At 69.6% G+C, this 14,706-nt stretch carries 13 protein-coding genes; 3 read left to right on the top strand and 10 right to left on the bottom strand.

The window, feature by feature from the left end:
• Window positions 1-43: 43 nt before the first annotated feature.
• Genes iolD through AB5J62_RS30895 form a run of 8 tightly spaced genes read right to left on the bottom strand, consistent with a single transcriptional unit; the run spans window position 44 to window position 8,298 of the window.
• On the bottom strand, window positions 44-1,888 hold the full coding sequence (gene iolD / locus AB5J62_RS30930; protein WP_370943501.1) for a 3D-(3,5/4)-trihydroxycyclohexane-1,2-dione acylhydrolase (decyclizing): 1,845 nt from the start codon (window positions 1,886-1,888) through the stop codon (window positions 44-46).
• On the bottom strand, window positions 1,885-2,775 hold the full coding sequence (iolB, locus tag AB5J62_RS30925; RefSeq protein WP_370943500.1) for a 5-deoxy-glucuronate isomerase: 891 nt from the start codon (window positions 2,773-2,775) through the stop codon (window positions 1,885-1,887). The genes iolD and iolB overlap by 4 nt, the downstream gene beginning before the upstream one ends.
• Window positions 2,772-3,659 carry an aldolase gene (locus tag AB5J62_RS30920; RefSeq protein WP_370950387.1) on the bottom strand — a complete coding sequence of 296 codons (888 nt, stop codon included), beginning with the start codon at window positions 3,657-3,659 and terminating at the stop codon, window positions 2,772-2,774. Before AB5J62_RS30920 ends, iolB begins: the two co-directional genes overlap by 4 nt.
• Before the next feature lie 2 nt (window positions 3,660-3,661).
• Window positions 3,662-4,591 (bottom strand): 5-dehydro-2-deoxygluconokinase, encoded by a 930-nt coding sequence (iolC, locus tag AB5J62_RS30915; RefSeq protein ID WP_370943499.1) that lies wholly within the window; start codon window positions 4,589-4,591, stop codon window positions 3,662-3,664.
• Complete coding sequence (locus tag AB5J62_RS30910; RefSeq protein ID WP_370943498.1) at window positions 4,588-5,367, bottom strand: ATP-binding cassette domain-containing protein; 780 nt, start codon at window positions 5,365-5,367, stop codon at window positions 4,588-4,590. The genes iolC and AB5J62_RS30910 overlap by 4 nt, the downstream gene beginning before the upstream one ends.
• Window positions 5,364-6,407: an ABC transporter permease gene (locus tag AB5J62_RS30905; RefSeq protein ID WP_370943497.1), complete on the bottom strand. Its 1,044-nt coding sequence runs from the start codon at window positions 6,405-6,407 to the stop codon at window positions 5,364-5,366. The genes AB5J62_RS30910 and AB5J62_RS30905 overlap by 4 nt, the downstream gene beginning before the upstream one ends.
• The gene (locus AB5J62_RS30900; protein WP_370943496.1) at window positions 6,407-7,405 is read right to left on the bottom strand and encodes a sugar ABC transporter substrate-binding protein; all 999 of its coding nucleotides are present in this window, start codon (window positions 7,403-7,405) and stop codon (window positions 6,407-6,409) included. The genes AB5J62_RS30905 and AB5J62_RS30900 overlap by 1 nt, the downstream gene beginning before the upstream one ends.
• An 8-nt stretch (window positions 7,406-7,413) precedes the next feature.
• A complete protein-coding gene (locus AB5J62_RS30895) occupies window positions 7,414-8,298 on the bottom strand; it encodes a TIM barrel protein (protein ID WP_370943495.1) in 885 nt (294 codons plus the stop codon).
• A 102-nt stretch (window positions 8,299-8,400) separates the two neighbouring features.
• Here AB5J62_RS30895 and AB5J62_RS30890 point away from each other — a divergent pair, with 102 nt between their 5' ends.
• Genes AB5J62_RS30890 through AB5J62_RS30880 form a run of 3 tightly spaced genes read left to right on the top strand, consistent with a single transcriptional unit; the run spans window position 8,401 to window position 11,930 of the window.
• A complete protein-coding gene (locus AB5J62_RS30890; protein WP_370943494.1) occupies window positions 8,401-9,414 on the top strand; it encodes a LacI family DNA-binding transcriptional regulator in 1,014 nt (337 codons plus the stop codon).
• Window positions 9,411-10,904, top strand: coding sequence for a CoA-acylating methylmalonate-semialdehyde dehydrogenase (locus AB5J62_RS30885; protein WP_370943493.1), 1,494 nt, complete (start codon window positions 9,411-9,413; stop codon window positions 10,902-10,904). The genes AB5J62_RS30890 and AB5J62_RS30885 overlap by 4 nt, the downstream gene beginning before the upstream one ends.
• A 24-nt stretch (window positions 10,905-10,928) precedes the next feature.
• Entirely contained in the window at window positions 10,929-11,930 is a 1,002-nt protein-coding gene (locus AB5J62_RS30880; RefSeq protein WP_370943491.1) for a Gfo/Idh/MocA family oxidoreductase, read from the top strand.
• A gap of 102 nt (window positions 11,931-12,032) precedes the next feature.
• Here the strand turns inward: AB5J62_RS30880 and AB5J62_RS30875 are convergent, their stop codons facing one another.
• Window positions 12,033-12,272, bottom strand: a complete 240-nt coding sequence (locus tag AB5J62_RS30875; protein ID WP_370943490.1) for a hypothetical protein — start codon at window positions 12,270-12,272, stop codon at window positions 12,033-12,035.
• 311 nt (window positions 12,273-12,583) lie between these two features.
• Window positions 12,584-14,410, bottom strand: a complete 1,827-nt coding sequence (asnB, locus tag AB5J62_RS30870) for an asparagine synthase (glutamine-hydrolyzing) (protein ID WP_370943489.1) — start codon at window positions 14,408-14,410, stop codon at window positions 12,584-12,586.
• Window positions 14,411-14,706 lie beyond the last annotated feature (296 nt).

Here is a 14,706-nt window from a genome sequence, read left to right as displayed (position 1 = left end):
AGCCCGCTAAACATCGCGGAGTAAAGCGGGCTTTATCCCGGGTCTAGGAGCCCAGGTACCGGACCTGTCCCGGCTTGGCGTCGTCGTACGCGGGACGGCCCGACAGGTGCTCGGGCACGCCGACCTCCCACCAGGCTCCTGCCTCGGTCCACGCGTTCGGCTGCGTCGCGACCACGACCACCGCGGGCCGTTTCTGGGCGACCGCCGCCTCACGGGCCTTCGCGTAGGCGACGCGGACGTCGTCCAGGCCGTCGGCCGTGAACACCGCGCAGCCCAAGGACTCCGCGTGCGCCGCGAAGTCGACGCGGGGTGGCTTCGCGTGCCCTGACCGGCAGTCGGCGTACAGGTTGTTGAACGGCTTGCCGCCCTGGCCTTCCTGCAGTCGCGCGATCACCGCGTAGCCGTCGTTGTCGCAGACCACCGCGACGAACGGATGCCCGGCGAACGCCGCCGAGAACAGCTCCGAGTTGAGCATCAGGTACGAGCCGTCGCCCAGCATGGTGGTGACGAGCCCGTCGTGCGCCATCGCCGCGCCCCACGCGCCCGCCAGTTCGTACCCCATGCACGAGAACCCGTACTCGACGTCCATGGAAGGCGCTGTGGACTCGCCGGTCGCGCGCCAGCCGCCGAGCAGCTCGCCCGGCATACCGCCGGACGCGGTCATCACGTAGTCGCGTGGCTCGGACAGCTCGTTGACCACACCCACGACCTGCGCGTACGTCGGCACGCCCGACTCGTAGGCACGCAGCCCGTCGACATGCGCGTCCCAGCGGGCGCGTTCGGCGGCCGCGCGCCCGGTCCACTCCGGCGCGACGACCCAGCTCTCCAGCAGCTCGCCCAGGTCGGCCAGCCCGGCGTCGGCGTCACCGACGACGGCCAGCGCGCCGTGCTTCACCGCGTCGAACCTGGCCGCGTTGAGCGTGACCAGCTTGACCTCGGGGGAGAAGACCGTCCACGAAGCCGTGGTGAAGTCCTGCAGCCTGGTCCCGACGGCGAGCACGACGTCCGCTTCGGCCGCGAGCACGTTCGCCGAGGTCGACCCGGTGACGCCCAGCGGGCCCGCGAACAGCGGATGGTCGTGCCGGACGAGCGTGCGCCCCGCGGTGGTCTCCGTGATCGGGATGCCATGGCGCTCGGCGAATTCGACCGCGCGAAGACCCCCGCCGGAGTATCGGACGCCGCCACCCAGTACCAGCAGTGGCCGCGCCGCCGCTCGCAGCGCGGCGGCCGCGTCGGTGAGAGAACGCCGGTCCGGCCTCGCCCGCAGCAGCCGATGGGTGACCGGCGCGAACAGCGACTCGGGGAAGTCGAACGTCTCGACCTGCACGTCCTGCGGCAAGGCCAGCGTGACCGGCCCGGCGTCGGCCGGATCGGTGAGCACCCGCGCGACCTGCGGCAGCGTCGAGAGCAGCTGCTCGGGCTTGGTGATCCGGTCGAAGTAGCGGCTGACCGCGCGGAACGCGTCGTTGACCGTCGCCGTCGCGTCGCCGAAGTGCTCGACCTGCTGCAGCACGGGATCCGGGGCGCGGCTGGTGAACGTGTCACCCGGCAACAGCAGCACCGGCAGCCGGTTGGCGTGCGCGACCCCGGCCGCGGTCACCATGTTCAGCGCGCCCGGCCCGATCGACGAGGTCACCGCGCCGACCTGACGCCGGTGCGTCGCCTTCGCGTAGCCGACGGCGGCCAGCGCCATGCCCTGCTCGGTGTGCCCGCGCCAGACCGGGATCTCGTCGCGGTGCTCCTCCAGCGCGGTGCCGAGGCCGAGCACGTTGCCGTGCCCGAAGATCGCGAACACGCCGGGGAACAGCGGGACCTCGCGGCCGTCGAGGGTCTCCGAGCGCTGCGCGAGCATCCAGCGGACGAGCGCCTGCGCGGTGGTCAGCTTCACGAGACCCGCCCTTCGTGGCTCGTCACCGGGCAGCGCGGATCGAGTTCCTGGTCCTGCCAGCTCTCGCGGATCCAGCTGTGCGCCGGGTCGTCGCAGAACGCCATCGACCGCTCGGCCGCGGGCCCGGCGAGGACGTTCAGGTAGTACAGGGGATAGCCGGGCGCCGCCACGCATGGTCCGTGATATCCGCGCGGGATAAGGAAAACATCGCCGTCGCGCACTGCGACGTCCTCGTCCAGCTCACCGTCGGCGGTGTAGGTCCGGTGCAGCCCGAAGCCCTCGCGGCTCGGCGTGACCCCGTCGCGCCCGGCGACGCGGAAGTAGTAGATCTCCTCGTTGATCACTTCGCACTCGGTCGCCTCGTCGTGCTTGTGCGGCGGGTACGAGGACCAGTTGCCGCCCGGCGTGATCAGCTCGCACGCGTTGAGCTTGTCCGCGTGGTCCCACACGCCCGGCGTGCCGAAGTTCGTGACCTGCCTGGTCGCCTGACCGGCGCCGCGCACCTCGACCGGCACGTTCTCGGCGGGCCCGTACTTCGGCTCCAGGCGGTTGACGCAGCGCGCCATCGGCAGCGCGACCTCGATACCGTCCGAAGTGGACAGTTCGACCTCGGCGTCTCGCGGCACGTAGGCGAAGTCCGTGACCCGGCTGAACACCGAATCGCGACCTCGCAGCTCGAACGTCTGGCCGTCGACCCTGACCACGCACGACCCCGCCAGCGGCAGCACGAACGCCTCGTACTCGCCGGTGTGCAGCACCCGCGTCTCACCGGCCGCGAGCTTGAGCACACGCAGGCCGCTGTAGTTCCAGCCCGCCGAGTCCGGGCTCAGCCGGATCGGGTCGTGGCCGTCGCTCAGTGTCCCCAATGGACGGTGGAGCTTGCTCACTTCGCGGCCTCCAGAATCTTCGCGGCGGCCTCGACGGCCGCACCGACATCCCCATCCGGCGGATACAGCAACGTCCTGCCCACCACGAGACCACGCACGGCCTGGTGGCGCAACGCCCGTCCCCAGGACGCCAGATCGGCTGCCGGGTCGGCCGACGGTACCCCGCCGAGCACGACCACCGGCAGTGTCGTCGCGTTCAGCACGGCCGCGTCCTCGGGCGCCGGGATCTTCAACCAGGTGTGAGCCGAGGTCACGCCGATGCCCGACGCGACCGCGACCGCGCGGGCCAGTGACTCGGCGTCCTTCTGCAGCACCAGCTTCCCGTCGGTGTCGCGGTCGTAGGGCAGCGGCTCGACCATCGCCATGAGCTCGTTGGCTGCCAGCTCCGAGACCGCCTGCGCGCAGGCCTGCAAGGTCGGCACGGTGCCCGGGTCGGAGTCGACCAGCCGCAGCAGCATCTTGCCGCCGTCCAGCCGGAAGTCGACCAGCGACTTGGCGTCGTAGCCGGTGAACCGGTCGTCGATCTCCCAGTCCGCGCCCGCGAGCCCGCCGCGGTTCATCGAGCCGATGACGACCTTGTCGTGCAGCGCGTCGAGCAGCAGCAGTTCCTCGACGACGTCGGGCGTGCCGAGCAGCCCGTCGACGGCCGGGTTCTCCAGCGCGACCAGCAGCCGTTCGATCAGCGAGCGCCGGTCGGCCATGGCCATCGGGTCGTCGCCGACGCCGAGCGCGCCCCGCGCCGGGTGATCGGCCGCGACCAGGAACAGGGTTCCCTTGTCCGACAACAGCTTCCGCCGTCGCCGGTGCGCGTAGGCCCGCTTGATCGCGCCAGGGTCGGTGACGCGCGTGCGCAGCAGCTCGTTCCAGCGCTCGTCGGTCAGCAGGCTCACAGCAGCTCCTCGATCTCTCCGGCCGTCGGCATCGCGTCGGCGCAGGCCAGCCGCGACGCGACCAGCGCGCCCGCCGCGTTGGCGTATTCGGCGATGCGCACGGGATCCCAGCCGGACAGCAGCCCGTGGATCAGCGCGCCGCCGAACCCGTCACCAGCGCCGAGCCCGCAGACCACCTCGACGCGTTGCGGCTTCACCGTCCAGCGGCCCTCGGGCGTCGCGACCAGCACGCCCTCGGCACCCTTCTTGATGACCGCGAGCTTCAGCCCGCGTTCGAGCATCCGGTCGGCCGCGTGGTCCGGGTCCGCCGTGCCGACCGCGACCTCCACCTCGGCGCGATTGCCGACGGCGACCGTGACGTGGTCGAGCATCCAGCCGATCTCCGCGCGCGCCGTCTCCACGTCCGGCCAGAACATCGGCCGGTAGTCCAGGTCCAGCACGGTGTGCTCGCGTCGCGCCCGGGTTTCGAGGATCTTGCGCTGGGTGGTGCGCGCCGGTTCCACCGAGACCCCGGTGCCGGTGACCCACAGCAGCGGCACCGACTCGACGACCGCCCACGGCACGTCCTCGTCCGTGATCGTCAGGTCCGGCGCGATCGGCGCGCGGTAGAACAGCAGCGGCGGGTCGGCAGGCGGATTCAGCTCGCAGAACACCACGGGCGTCTGCAGGCCGGGGGAGGTGCCGACATGGTCGGGTGCCACCCCGAACCCGGCCAGCGCCTCGCGCACGTAGTCGCCGAACCCGTCGGGGCCGACCTTGGTCAGCACCGCCGTCCGCCGCCCGAGCCGCGCGGCGGCGACCGCGACGTTGGTCGCGGTGCCGCCGAGCGACTTGGCGAAAGTGCTGACGCCGGCCAGCGGCACCCCGCTCTGCTCGGGGTAGAGGTCGACGCCGACCCGGCCGATCGTCAGTGCTTCCAGACTCATCCCGCTTCCACCTGCCGCAGTTCGTGCTCGAGCGCTTCGAGCTCCGCGCCGCCCGCCATCTGCCGGGTGAGCTCGTTGATGTCGATCTCGGACTTCTCGTACGACCCGAGCGCCGCGCCCCGCTTGAGCAGCAGGAACCGGTCGGCCACCGGATACGCGTGGTGCGGGTTGTGCGTGATCAGCACGACGCCGAGCCCGCGATCGCGGGCCTGCGCCACGTACTTGAGCACGACACCGGCCTGCTTGACGCCCAGCGCCGCCGTCGGCTCGTCGAGGATCAGCACCTTCGCGCCGAAGTGCACGGCACGCGCGATCGCCACGCACTGCCGCTCACCACCGGACAGCGTGCCGACCGGCTGCTCGACGTCACGCAGGTCGATGCCCATGTCGGACAACGCCTTCTTGGTCGTCTCGCGCCCGGTCTTGCGGTCCAGCGCGCGGAACGGCCCGAAGCCGACCGTCGGCTCGGAGCCCAGGAAGAAGTTCCGCCAGACACTCATCAGCGGCACCACCGCGAGGTCCTGGTACACCGTCGCGATGCCGCGGTCGAGCGCCTCACGCGGTGAGGTGAACCGGACCGGCTCACCCTCGACCAGGAACTCGCCGCGGTCGTGCTGATGCACCCCGGCGAGGATCTTGATCAGCGTGGACTTGCCGGCGCCGTTGTCGCCGAGCACGCAGGTGACCTCACCCGCGTTGACCACAGTGGACACATCGCGCAGCGCGATCACGCTGCCGTAGGTCTTTCCGATGTCGGTGACCTGGATGAGGCTCATCGCCGTACCCTTTCCGCCCGCCGCCGGAAGGTGTTGTTGACCAGCACCGCGGCCAGCAGCATCACGCCGAGGAAGAGCATGAACCAGTCGCTGTCCCAGCGGGCGAACACGATGCCCTGCCTGGCCATGCCGAAGATCAGCGCGCCGATCGCCGCGCCGACCGCCGAACCGAAACCGCCGGTCAGCAGGCAGCCGCCGACCACGGCCGCGATGATGTACTGCAGTTCGAGGCCGATGCCCTGGTTCGCCTGGACGCTCGCGAACCGCAGGATGTTGATCGACCCGACGATCCAGCCCGCGAAGGCCGTGGTCATGAACAGCAGGATCTTGGTGCGCACCACCGGAACACCGACCGCGCGCGAGCTCTGCAGGGAGCCGCCGACCGCGAAGATCCAGTTGCCGAACTTGGTGCGCACCAGCACCCACGCGGCCACCGCAGCCACGATGATCCACCAGACGATGGAGATCTGGAACTGCGTGCCGCCTATGTCCACAGTGGACGCGAACAGCGCGCCCGCCGACTCGTAGCCGTCGGTCGAGCGCATGCCCGAGACCTGGACCGTGCCGGTGACCAGCCTGGTGATGCCGAGGTTGAGCCCCTGCAACGCCAGGAAGGTGCCGAGCGTGACGATGAAGCTCGGCAGCCCGGTCTTCATCACCAGCCAGCCGTTGAACGCGCCGACCGCCAGCGCGAACGCCAGCGAGGCGAGCAGCGCGAGCCAGACGTTCCAGCCCGCCTGCGTCGCCAGCATGGCGGTGACCAGCGAGGTCGACGCCGTCATCACCCCGGCGGAGAGGTCGAACTCGCCGCCGATCATCAGCAGCGCCACCGCGACGCCCATGATGCCGAGCGTCGACGAGTCGTCCAGCCACGTCGAGACCCCGAGCGGGCTCAGGAACTGGTCGGTGACCACGGAGAAGAACACGAAGACGAGCACGGCGCCGAGCAGCGCGCCGATCTCCGGCGCGGCGATCAGCCGGTCGGTGAACCTCGGTTTGGCCATGCGTTCATCCGCCCGCGCGGGCGCTGCTACGGCCATTACCGGGTACCTCGCTGGGCGTAGGGCGCGATGGCGTCGACGTTGCTCTTGTCGACGAAACCGGGCCCGGTCTGGACCGGCTTGCCGCCGCCGATGGTGTTCGCGTTGTCCTTGTAGAGCTTGAGGAACACGATCGGCAGGTAGCCCTGCTCGTACTGCTGCTGGTCGACGGCGAACAGGATGCTGCCGTCCTTGATCGCGGCGACCACGTCGGCGTTGAGGTCGAAGGTGGCGACCTGCGCCTTCGAGTTCGCGCCCTTGGCCGCGGTGACCGCGCCCGCGGCGACCTGCGAGTTCAGCGCGAGCACCGCGTCGATCGACGGGTCCGACTGCAGCGCGGCCTTGAGCCTGGCCTGCGCGTCGGTCGGGTTGTTGATGTCGACCTGCAGCGTCTGGACGTCGCCGAAGCTCTGCTTCGCGCCGTCGCACCGCTGGTTCTGGCCGACGTTGCCCGCCTCGTGGATGACGCAGAGCAGCTTGGTCTTGCCTGCCGCCTTGAGCCGCTGGCCCGCGCCCTGCCCGGCGAGACCCTCGCTCTGGCCGACGTGGGCGAGCGCGCCGAACTCGGCGCTGCGGTCCTCACCGGAGTTGATGGTGATCACCGGGATGCCTGCCTTGACCGCGTTCTGGATCGAGGTCTTGAGCGCCTCGGGGTTCGCCATCGAGACCACGAGCCCGCCGACCTTCTGCGCGACCGCGTTGTCGATCAGCTTCGACTGGGCGCCGGGGTCGCCGTCCGAGTTGTACTCGACCTTCACGCCGAGCTGCTTGCCCGCCGCTTCGGAGCCGTTCTTGACGACGTTCCAGAACGCGTCGCCCGCGCTGCCGTGGGTGATCACGGCGATGCGGAGGTCACCGCCCTGCGCCGGCGCGTCGGCGGCGCCGGTCGTGGCGGGCTTGTCCGCGGTGGGGCCGCTGCACGCGGTGAGCACGAGGCCGGCGGCGAGGCCGAGCATCCATTTCTTGAGTGTCAGGGACTTCGCTTTCAGGGACTTCATTGTCTCTCCTAGAGTCGGTCGGCGATCTCGGTCAGGTGCTGCAGGCTGCGCTCGGTGTCACGGCGTGGACCGTCGACCGGGCTCGCTTCGCCGAGGGCGGTGTCCTGTTCGAGGACGTACCAGCCTCCGTATCCCCCCGCGTGGACGAAGCGCACCAGTGCCTCGACGTCCACGTCCCCTTCGCCGAGCGGGACGTAGATGCCCTGCCCGACAGCTTCGGTGTAGCCGAGACGGCCCGCGCGGACCTCTTCGGCGATCTCCGCCCGCACATCCTTGAGGTGGATGTGCCCGATCCGGTCCGGGTACCGCTTGGCCAGCTCGACCGGATCGGTGCCGCCGATCAGCAGGTGCCCGGTGTCCAGGCAGAGCGGCAGCGCGGAGTCGGCGAGGAACCGCTCGACCTCCGGCTCGGTCTCGACGTGCGTGCCCACGTGCGGGTGCAGCACCGTCTTGAGCCCGTGTTTCGCGGCGATCTCGCCGATCTTGGCGGCGGTGTCGACGAGCGTGGCCCATTCGGCGTCGCTCAGCCGGGGCCGTTCGTCGTAGCCGTCGAGCCCGGTGGCGGCGGCGAGCACCAGCACCTCCGCTCCGCACGCGGCGAACAACGCCGCGGACTCCTCGGCCTCGGCCAGCGCGGCCGCCTGGCCGTCGTGCAGCACGACCGCGAGGAAGCCGCCGACCAGGCTCAGCTTGTGGTCGCCGAGCAGCGAACGCAACTCGGCGGGATCGCGCGGCAGGTAGCCGGGCGGGCCGAGCTCGGTGGCGCTGACGCCCAGCTCGGCCATCTCGCCCAGCACGGTCCGCGCGTCGAGCACCCGGCCCCAGCCCGGCACTTCGCACACCCCCCAGGAGATCGGGGCGGCGGCGATTCGGATCTTGGACGACGCTGTCATCGGGGCCTCTCGCGGTCGGCGGTTAGAGCGCTCTATTGATTAGAGCGCTCTAATCTTGTAACGTCGATCACGGCAAGTCAAGGGCGAATCGGGGAGGTGAAGGTGTCGCGACCGACGATGGAGGATGTGGCCGCCCGTGCGGGAGTTTCCCGCGCACTGGTGTCCTTGGTGATGAGGAATTCACCGAAGGTCAGCGCGCAGCGCAGGCTCGCCGTGCTGAAGGCGGCCGAGGAGCTCGGCTATTCACCGCACGCGATGGCGAGGTCGCTGGCCAGCCGCACGTCCACCGTGCTCGGTGTGATGGTCTCCGATCTGCGCAACGCCTTCTTCGCGGACGTGGTGGAAGGCTTGGACGCCGCGGCGCAGGCGGCGGGCTTCGAGCTGATCCTCAACACCGGCGGCCGCAGCCCTGCCCGTGAGCGGTCGGCGTTGCGGAGCCTGCTTTCCTTCCGCCCGGCCGGGGTCATCCTCCTGTCGCCGGTGATGCCCGCGTTCGCCATCGAGGACGCGGTCAAGCAGTGCCCGGTGGTGATGGTGTCGCGCACGACCCGCGCCCCGGAGATCGACACGGTGAACGACGACGGCGAGGCGGGCGCCGCGCTGGCCGTCGATCATCTCGTCGCGCTCGGCCACCGCCGGATCGTGCACCTCGACGGTGGCGGCGCGGCGGGTGCGGCGGCCAGGCGGCGCGGTTTCCGCTCCGCGATGCTCAGGCACGGTCTGCCGCCGCTGATCATCCACAGCGAGCACACCGACAGCGCCGGTGAAAAAGCCATGCAGCAGATGCTCAACGAGTACATGCTCGCCCAGCGGCCCACCGCGGTGGTGGCGGGCAACGACTTCAACGCCGTCGGCGCCATTTCCCGGCTGGAGGAAGCGGGCCTGCGGGTCCCCGACGACATCTCCGTGGTCGGCTACGACAACACCTCGCTCGCCGCGCTGCGCCACCTTTCACTGACCACCGTGGACCAGCCGAGGACCGAAATGGGCAGGCTCGCCGTCGAGGCGCTGCTCGAACGCGTGCGTGAGGGCCGTGAGGAGCCCGTCCGCCATCTGCTGCACCCATCGTTGGTGGTCCGGTCGACCACCGCCAGCCCGGTAGGAGAAGCACTGTGACCGAACTCGTCCAGCACTGGATCGACGGCGCGCGCACATCCGGCGTGTCCGCGCGTCGCGGCGACGTCTTCCAGCCCGCGACCGGCGCGGTCGCGCGCCAGGTCGTGCTCGCCGACCAGTCCGATGTGGACACCGCGGTCGCGTCCGCGGTCAAGGCTTCGCAGGACTGGGCCGAGAGCTCGCTGTCCTCGCGGGTGCGCATCCTGTTCAAGTTCCGCGAACTCGTCGACGCGCACCGCGACGAGCTGGCGGCGCTGATCACCGCCGAGCACGGCAAAGTCCTCTCCGACGCCGCCGGCGAAGTGCAGCGCGGGCTCGAGGTCGTCGAGTTCGCCTGCGGCATCCCGCAGCTGCTGAAGGGCGAGCATTCCGAGCAGGTGTCGCGCGGTATCGACGCGTATTCGATCCGCCAGCCGCTCGGGGTGGTCGCGGGCATCACGCCGTTCAACTTCCCGGTCATGGTGCCGATGTGGATGTTCCCGATCGCCATCGCCTGCGGCAACACCTTCGTGCTGAAGCCGTCGGACCGTGACCCGTCGGCCTCGCTGCGCCTGGCCGAGCTGTTCTCCGAAGCCGGTCTGCCGCCGGGCGTGCTCAACGTCCTGCAGGGCGACGCGTTCGCGGTCAACGCGCTGCTCGACCACCCTGACGTCGCGGGCGCTTCCTTCGTCGGCTCCACCCCGATCGCCAAGCACGTCTACGCCAAGGGAACCGCGGCTGGCAAACGAGTCCAGGCGTTGGGTGGCGCGAAGAACCACATGGTCGTGCTGCCGGACGCGGACATCGACAGCGCGGCCGACGCCGCCGTGTCGGCGGGCTACGGCAGCGCGGGCGAGCGTTGCATGGCGATCTCGGTGGTCGTCGCCGTCGGGGATTCCGCCGACGAGCTGGTCGAGGCGATCGCCGAGCGCACCCGCGCGCTGAAAACGGGCCCAGGCACGGACTCGGCGTCCCAGATGGGCCCGGTCGTCACCGGCGCCGCCCGCGACCGCGTCGTGTCCTATGTGGACGCCGGGGTCGAAGCCGGTGCCCGATTGGTGGTTGACGGGCGCGGGTTCGCGCCGGAAGATCATGAGGAGGGGTTCTGGGTCGGCCCGACGCTGTTCGACGGCGTGACCCCCGAGATGTCGATCTACACCGACGAGATCTTCGGGCCGGTGCTCGCGGTCGTGCGCGCCGAGTCGTTCGAGGCCGCGCTGGAACTGGTCAACGCCAACCCGTACGGCAACGGCACGGCCATCTTCACCGCGGACGGCCTCGCCGCCCGCGAGTTCCAGCGCCGGGTCACCGTGGGCATGGTCGGCATCAACGTGCCCATCCCGGTGCCGATGGCCTACTACTCCTTCGGCGGCTGGAAGGACTCCCTCTTCGGGGACACCCACGTCCACGGCGCCGAAGGCGTGCACTTCTACACCAGGGGCAAGGCGATCACGTCGCGCTGGCCGCGGCAGGCGCACGGCGTCGACCTCGGTTTCCCCACCCACGGCTGAGCTTTTCCTACTGGAGGATTTCTTATGAGGTTGGGACTTGCAGGCACCGGCCGGATCGGCACCTCGCACGCCGAGACGCTGAAGGGCTTCGACGAGGTCACCTCGGTCGTCGTCGCCGACGTCGACCCGGCGCGCGCCCGCGCCGCGTCGGCCAAGCTCGGCGTCGAGTTCGCCGACGGCATCGACGCGCTGTTCCAGTCCGGTTTGGACGGTCTGGTGGTCACCGCGGCCACCGACGCCCACCCGAAGCTGATCACCGCCGCCGTCGACGCGGGCATCCCGGTCTTCTGCGAAAAGCCGGTCGCCGCCGACATCGAGGGCACTCTCGCGGTCATCGACCGCATCAGCGGCTCGGACGTCCCGGTCCAGATCGGCTTCCAGCGCCGCTTCGACGCCGGCTACACCACCGCCCGCGACGCCGTCGCCTCCGGCGACCTCGGCTGGATCCACACCCTGCGCGCCACCACACTCGACCCCGCGCCCCCGCCCGCCGAGTACGTCCCGCACTCGGGTGGTCTTTTCCGCGACTGCGGCGTCCACGACTTCGACATCATCCGCTGGGTCAGCGGCCGCGAGGTCACCGAGGTCTACGCACTCGGCACCAACCGCGGCGAGCAGTTCTTCGCCGACGCCGGCGACGTCGACACGGCCGCCGCCACCCTCGTCCTCGACGACGACACCCTCGCCGTCGTCTCCCTCACCCGCTACAACGCCGCGGGCTACGACGTCCGCCTCGAAGTACTCGGCTCCCAGTCGAACGTCATAGTCGGCCTCGACGACCGCGCCCCCCTCCGCTCGGTCGAGCCCGGCGTCGTCGCACTCGCAGGCCCCGCCTACCCCGGCTTCATGGAACGCTTCCGCCCCGCCTACAACCGCGAACTCGAGGTCTTCGTCTCCGTGGTCGCCGGCCGCGCCACCAGCCCCTGCGGCGTAGCGGACGCCCTCGAAGCCTTCTACGTCGCCGAAGCCTGCGAGATCTCCCGCCGCGAACGCCGCCCCGTCCGCATCGACGAAGTCCGCCGCTGACCGACCTCGTCTTCGGGTCACCCGGGGTCGTGAGTGATGCGGCCGGTTAGAACCGGCGATACCACTCACGACCCGGGTCAGCGAGCGGTGGTCGCGGCGTGCCTACCAGCCCATGTCTTTGGCGACTTCCTCTTGCGCGGCCGCGATTTCCTCGGCCGTGGACGCGGTGATGTCGCTGTCGATGTTGTGCTCCAGCGCGGTCAGCAGGTCGGCCAGCGCCTGCTTCTGCGCGGGGTGAGTGATCGGCACTGTGTCCAGGTCGACGCTCATCAGCCAGTCGAACAGCACGATCGCGTCAGCGCGCCACAACGTCACGTCGACCTCGGGCAGGTTCTCGGACATGCGGCTCATCCTGCCACGAGTCGTGAGTGTTCCGGCCGGTTCCAACCCAATGCCGGGCAGTCAGGGATCTGGCCCTGGGCAAGTCGCCCTTGCGGAGACGCTGATCCGCATGAACGCTACGTTCACAACGCTGTGCGACGCAAAAGCCCCGTTCATCTTCGCGAAACCCGAGTTTGGGCCATTGGATGGCCCAAACTCGGGTTTCGCGTGGTCGCGCCCCGCATCGCTGGACGGTCCAGGTCGAGCGCTAACTGCCCGGCATTGGGTTCTAACCGGCCGGAACGCTCACGACCCCAGCAGCGCGCTCGGCGTCAGTGCTGGATCTCGGGGGAGTAGATGTCCAGCCAGTGGTAGAGGTCGAGGACGCGGTCGAGGCCGGTGCGCACGCCGCTCGGCATGGTGTGGGCGTCCAGCTCGGACGCGTTGTGCGCCCAGTCGCGGTCGATCAGGCCGAAGACCGGGTGGTCGTGCTCGGCGAGGACCTCCTTGACCTGTTGCTGCAACGCCACCGCGTACGCCGGGTCCTGAGTGGACGGATAGGGGCTCTTCACCCGGTCCACGACGGACTGGGGGAGTACGTGCTTGGTGGCGTGCCGGAGCAGGCTCTTTTCCCTGCCGTCGAAGGTCTTCAACGACCAAGGCGTGTTATAGACGTACTCGACCAGCCGGTGGTCGCAGAAAGGCACGCGGACTTCCAGGCCGACGGCCATGGAAGCGCGGTCTTTACGGTCAAGGAGCATGCGGACGAATCGCGTCAAATGCAGGTGGCAGATCGTGCGCATCTGCTGTTCGAGAGGCGAGGCGTTGTCGAGGTGGTCGACCTCGGCGACCGCGGCCGCGTACTGGTCGGCGACGTAGGTGGGCAGGTCGAGGCGGGCGCGAAGGTCTTTGTTGAGCAGGCCCGCGCGGTCGCTGGTGATGGCGTTGCGGAAGGCCAGCCAGGGGAAGGTCTTGGTGTTGCGGGCTTCGGGGTCGTGGAACCAGCGGTAGCCGCCGAAGACCTCGTCGGCGGACTCGCCGGAGAGCGCGACCGTCGACTCGGCGCGGATGGCCTTGAACAGCAGGTAGAGCGACGTGTCCATGTCGCCGAGGCCCGCCGGGATGTCGCGGGCGGTGATGACCGCGCGGCGGACGGCCGGGTCGGTGAGGTCGCCGGGGTTCAGGACGATGTCGCGGTGGGCCGAACCGACGAGGGAGGCGACGTCGCGGACGAAGGGGGAGTCCGGGGTGTCGCGCATCTCGTCGGCGTGGAAGTTCTCTTCCTGGCCCAGGAAATCGACCGAGAAGGTGCGGAGCTGCTCGCCCTGGGATGACAGGTGGGCGGCGGCGAGGCCGGTGACGGCGCTCGAGTCGAGGCCGCCGGACAGGAGCACGCAGCGGGGGACGTCGGCCACCAATTGCCGGTGGACGATGTCGGTCATGAGCTCGCGGACTCGCTCGACCGTGGTGTCCTGGTCGTCGGTGTGCTCGACGGCGTCTAGCTTCCAGTAGGTCCTGGTGCGGATGCCGCCCGAGTCGACCGTGACGATCGCGCCGGGCGGGACCTCTTCCATGCCCTTCCAGAGCGACCAGCCGGGAGCCTTGGTCATGGAGACCAGCTCGCGGAGGCCGTCGGCGTCGACCACCTTGCGGGCCAAGGGGTTCGCGAGGATTGCCTTGGGCTCGGAGCCGAAGAGGACGCCGTCGGGGGTGGGGTAGAAGTAGAACGGCTTGATGCCCATGCGGTCGCGGATCATCACGAGCTTGTCGTCGCGCTCGTCCCAGATCGCGAAGGCGTACATGCCGTTGAGGTGGTCGGCGACGCTCTCACCCCACTGCAGGTAACCGTGCAGCACGACTTCGGTGTCGCTGTCGGTTTCGAAGCGGTGGCCGAGCTTGACCAGCTCGGCGCGCAGTTCGGTGAAGTTGTAGGCCTCGCCGCTGTAGACCATGGCGACCGAGTTGCTGCTCATCGGCTGCTTGCCGCCGGGCAGGTCGATGATCGCGAGCCTGCGGTGGCCGAGCCCGGCGTGCTGCCGGACGAAGGTGCCCGAGTCGTCGGGGCCGCGGCAGGCCATGGTGGCGGTCATGGCGTCGAGGGTGTGCTGCTGCCTGGTCAGATCAGAGTCGTAAGAGACCCAGCCGGTGATCCCGCACATGCATGCCTCCCGGAACGGAGATTTATTTAGTTACTACAACTACATGTAACTCAGGTGTAACACGGTTTCGGTTCGCTGTCTGCCCGATACGCGCGGTGTGTGCTCGATTCACTACTTAATGTGGCGTGGATCACCGGTCATCAAGATCGCGTAAACGGCCGCGAACAGCGCATTAAGGAGGCGTTAGCGGCTCTCGATCACGCAGCGCTACGGGCGCAGTGTTGGCCTGTCGCCAGATGGGTGACGCGTCAAGAGAGGTGCACAGTGGCCGATTTGCTCTACGCCGTCTTGTTGAT

It is taken from the genome of Amycolatopsis sp. cg5 (assembly GCF_041346955.1).
Taxonomy (GTDB): Bacteria; Actinomycetota; Actinomycetes; order Mycobacteriales; family Pseudonocardiaceae; genus Amycolatopsis.
This window is presented reverse-complemented; position numbering and strand designations above follow the sequence as displayed.

Excerpts from the sequence above, each read along its gene's own strand:
- iolC (WP_370943499.1), bottom strand. The coding sequence starts at position 4,591 with ATGAGTCTGGAAGCACTGACGATCGGCCGGGTCGGCGTCGACCTCTAC.
- AB5J62_RS30910 (WP_370943498.1), bottom strand. The coding sequence starts at position 5,367 with ATGAGCCTCATCCAGGTCACCGACATCGGAAAGACCTACGGCAGCGTG.
- AB5J62_RS30905 (WP_370943497.1), bottom strand. The coding sequence starts at position 6,407 with ATGGCCGTAGCAGCGCCCGCGCGGGCGGATGAACGCATGGCCAAACCG.
- AB5J62_RS30900 (WP_370943496.1), bottom strand. The coding sequence starts at position 7,405 with ATGAAGTCCCTGAAAGCGAAGTCCCTGACACTCAAGAAATGGATGCTC.
- AB5J62_RS30895 (WP_370943495.1), bottom strand. The coding sequence starts at position 8,298 with ATGACAGCGTCGTCCAAGATCCGAATCGCCGCCGCCCCGATCTCCTGG.
- AB5J62_RS30880 (WP_370943491.1), top strand. The coding sequence starts at position 10,929 with ATGAGGTTGGGACTTGCAGGCACCGGCCGGATCGGCACCTCGCACGCC.
- AB5J62_RS30875 (WP_370943490.1), bottom strand. The coding sequence starts at position 12,272 with ATGTCCGAGAACCTGCCCGAGGTCGACGTGACGTTGTGGCGCGCTGAC.
- asnB (WP_370943489.1), bottom strand. The coding sequence starts at position 14,410 with ATGTGCGGGATCACCGGCTGGGTCTCTTACGACTCTGATCTGACCAGG.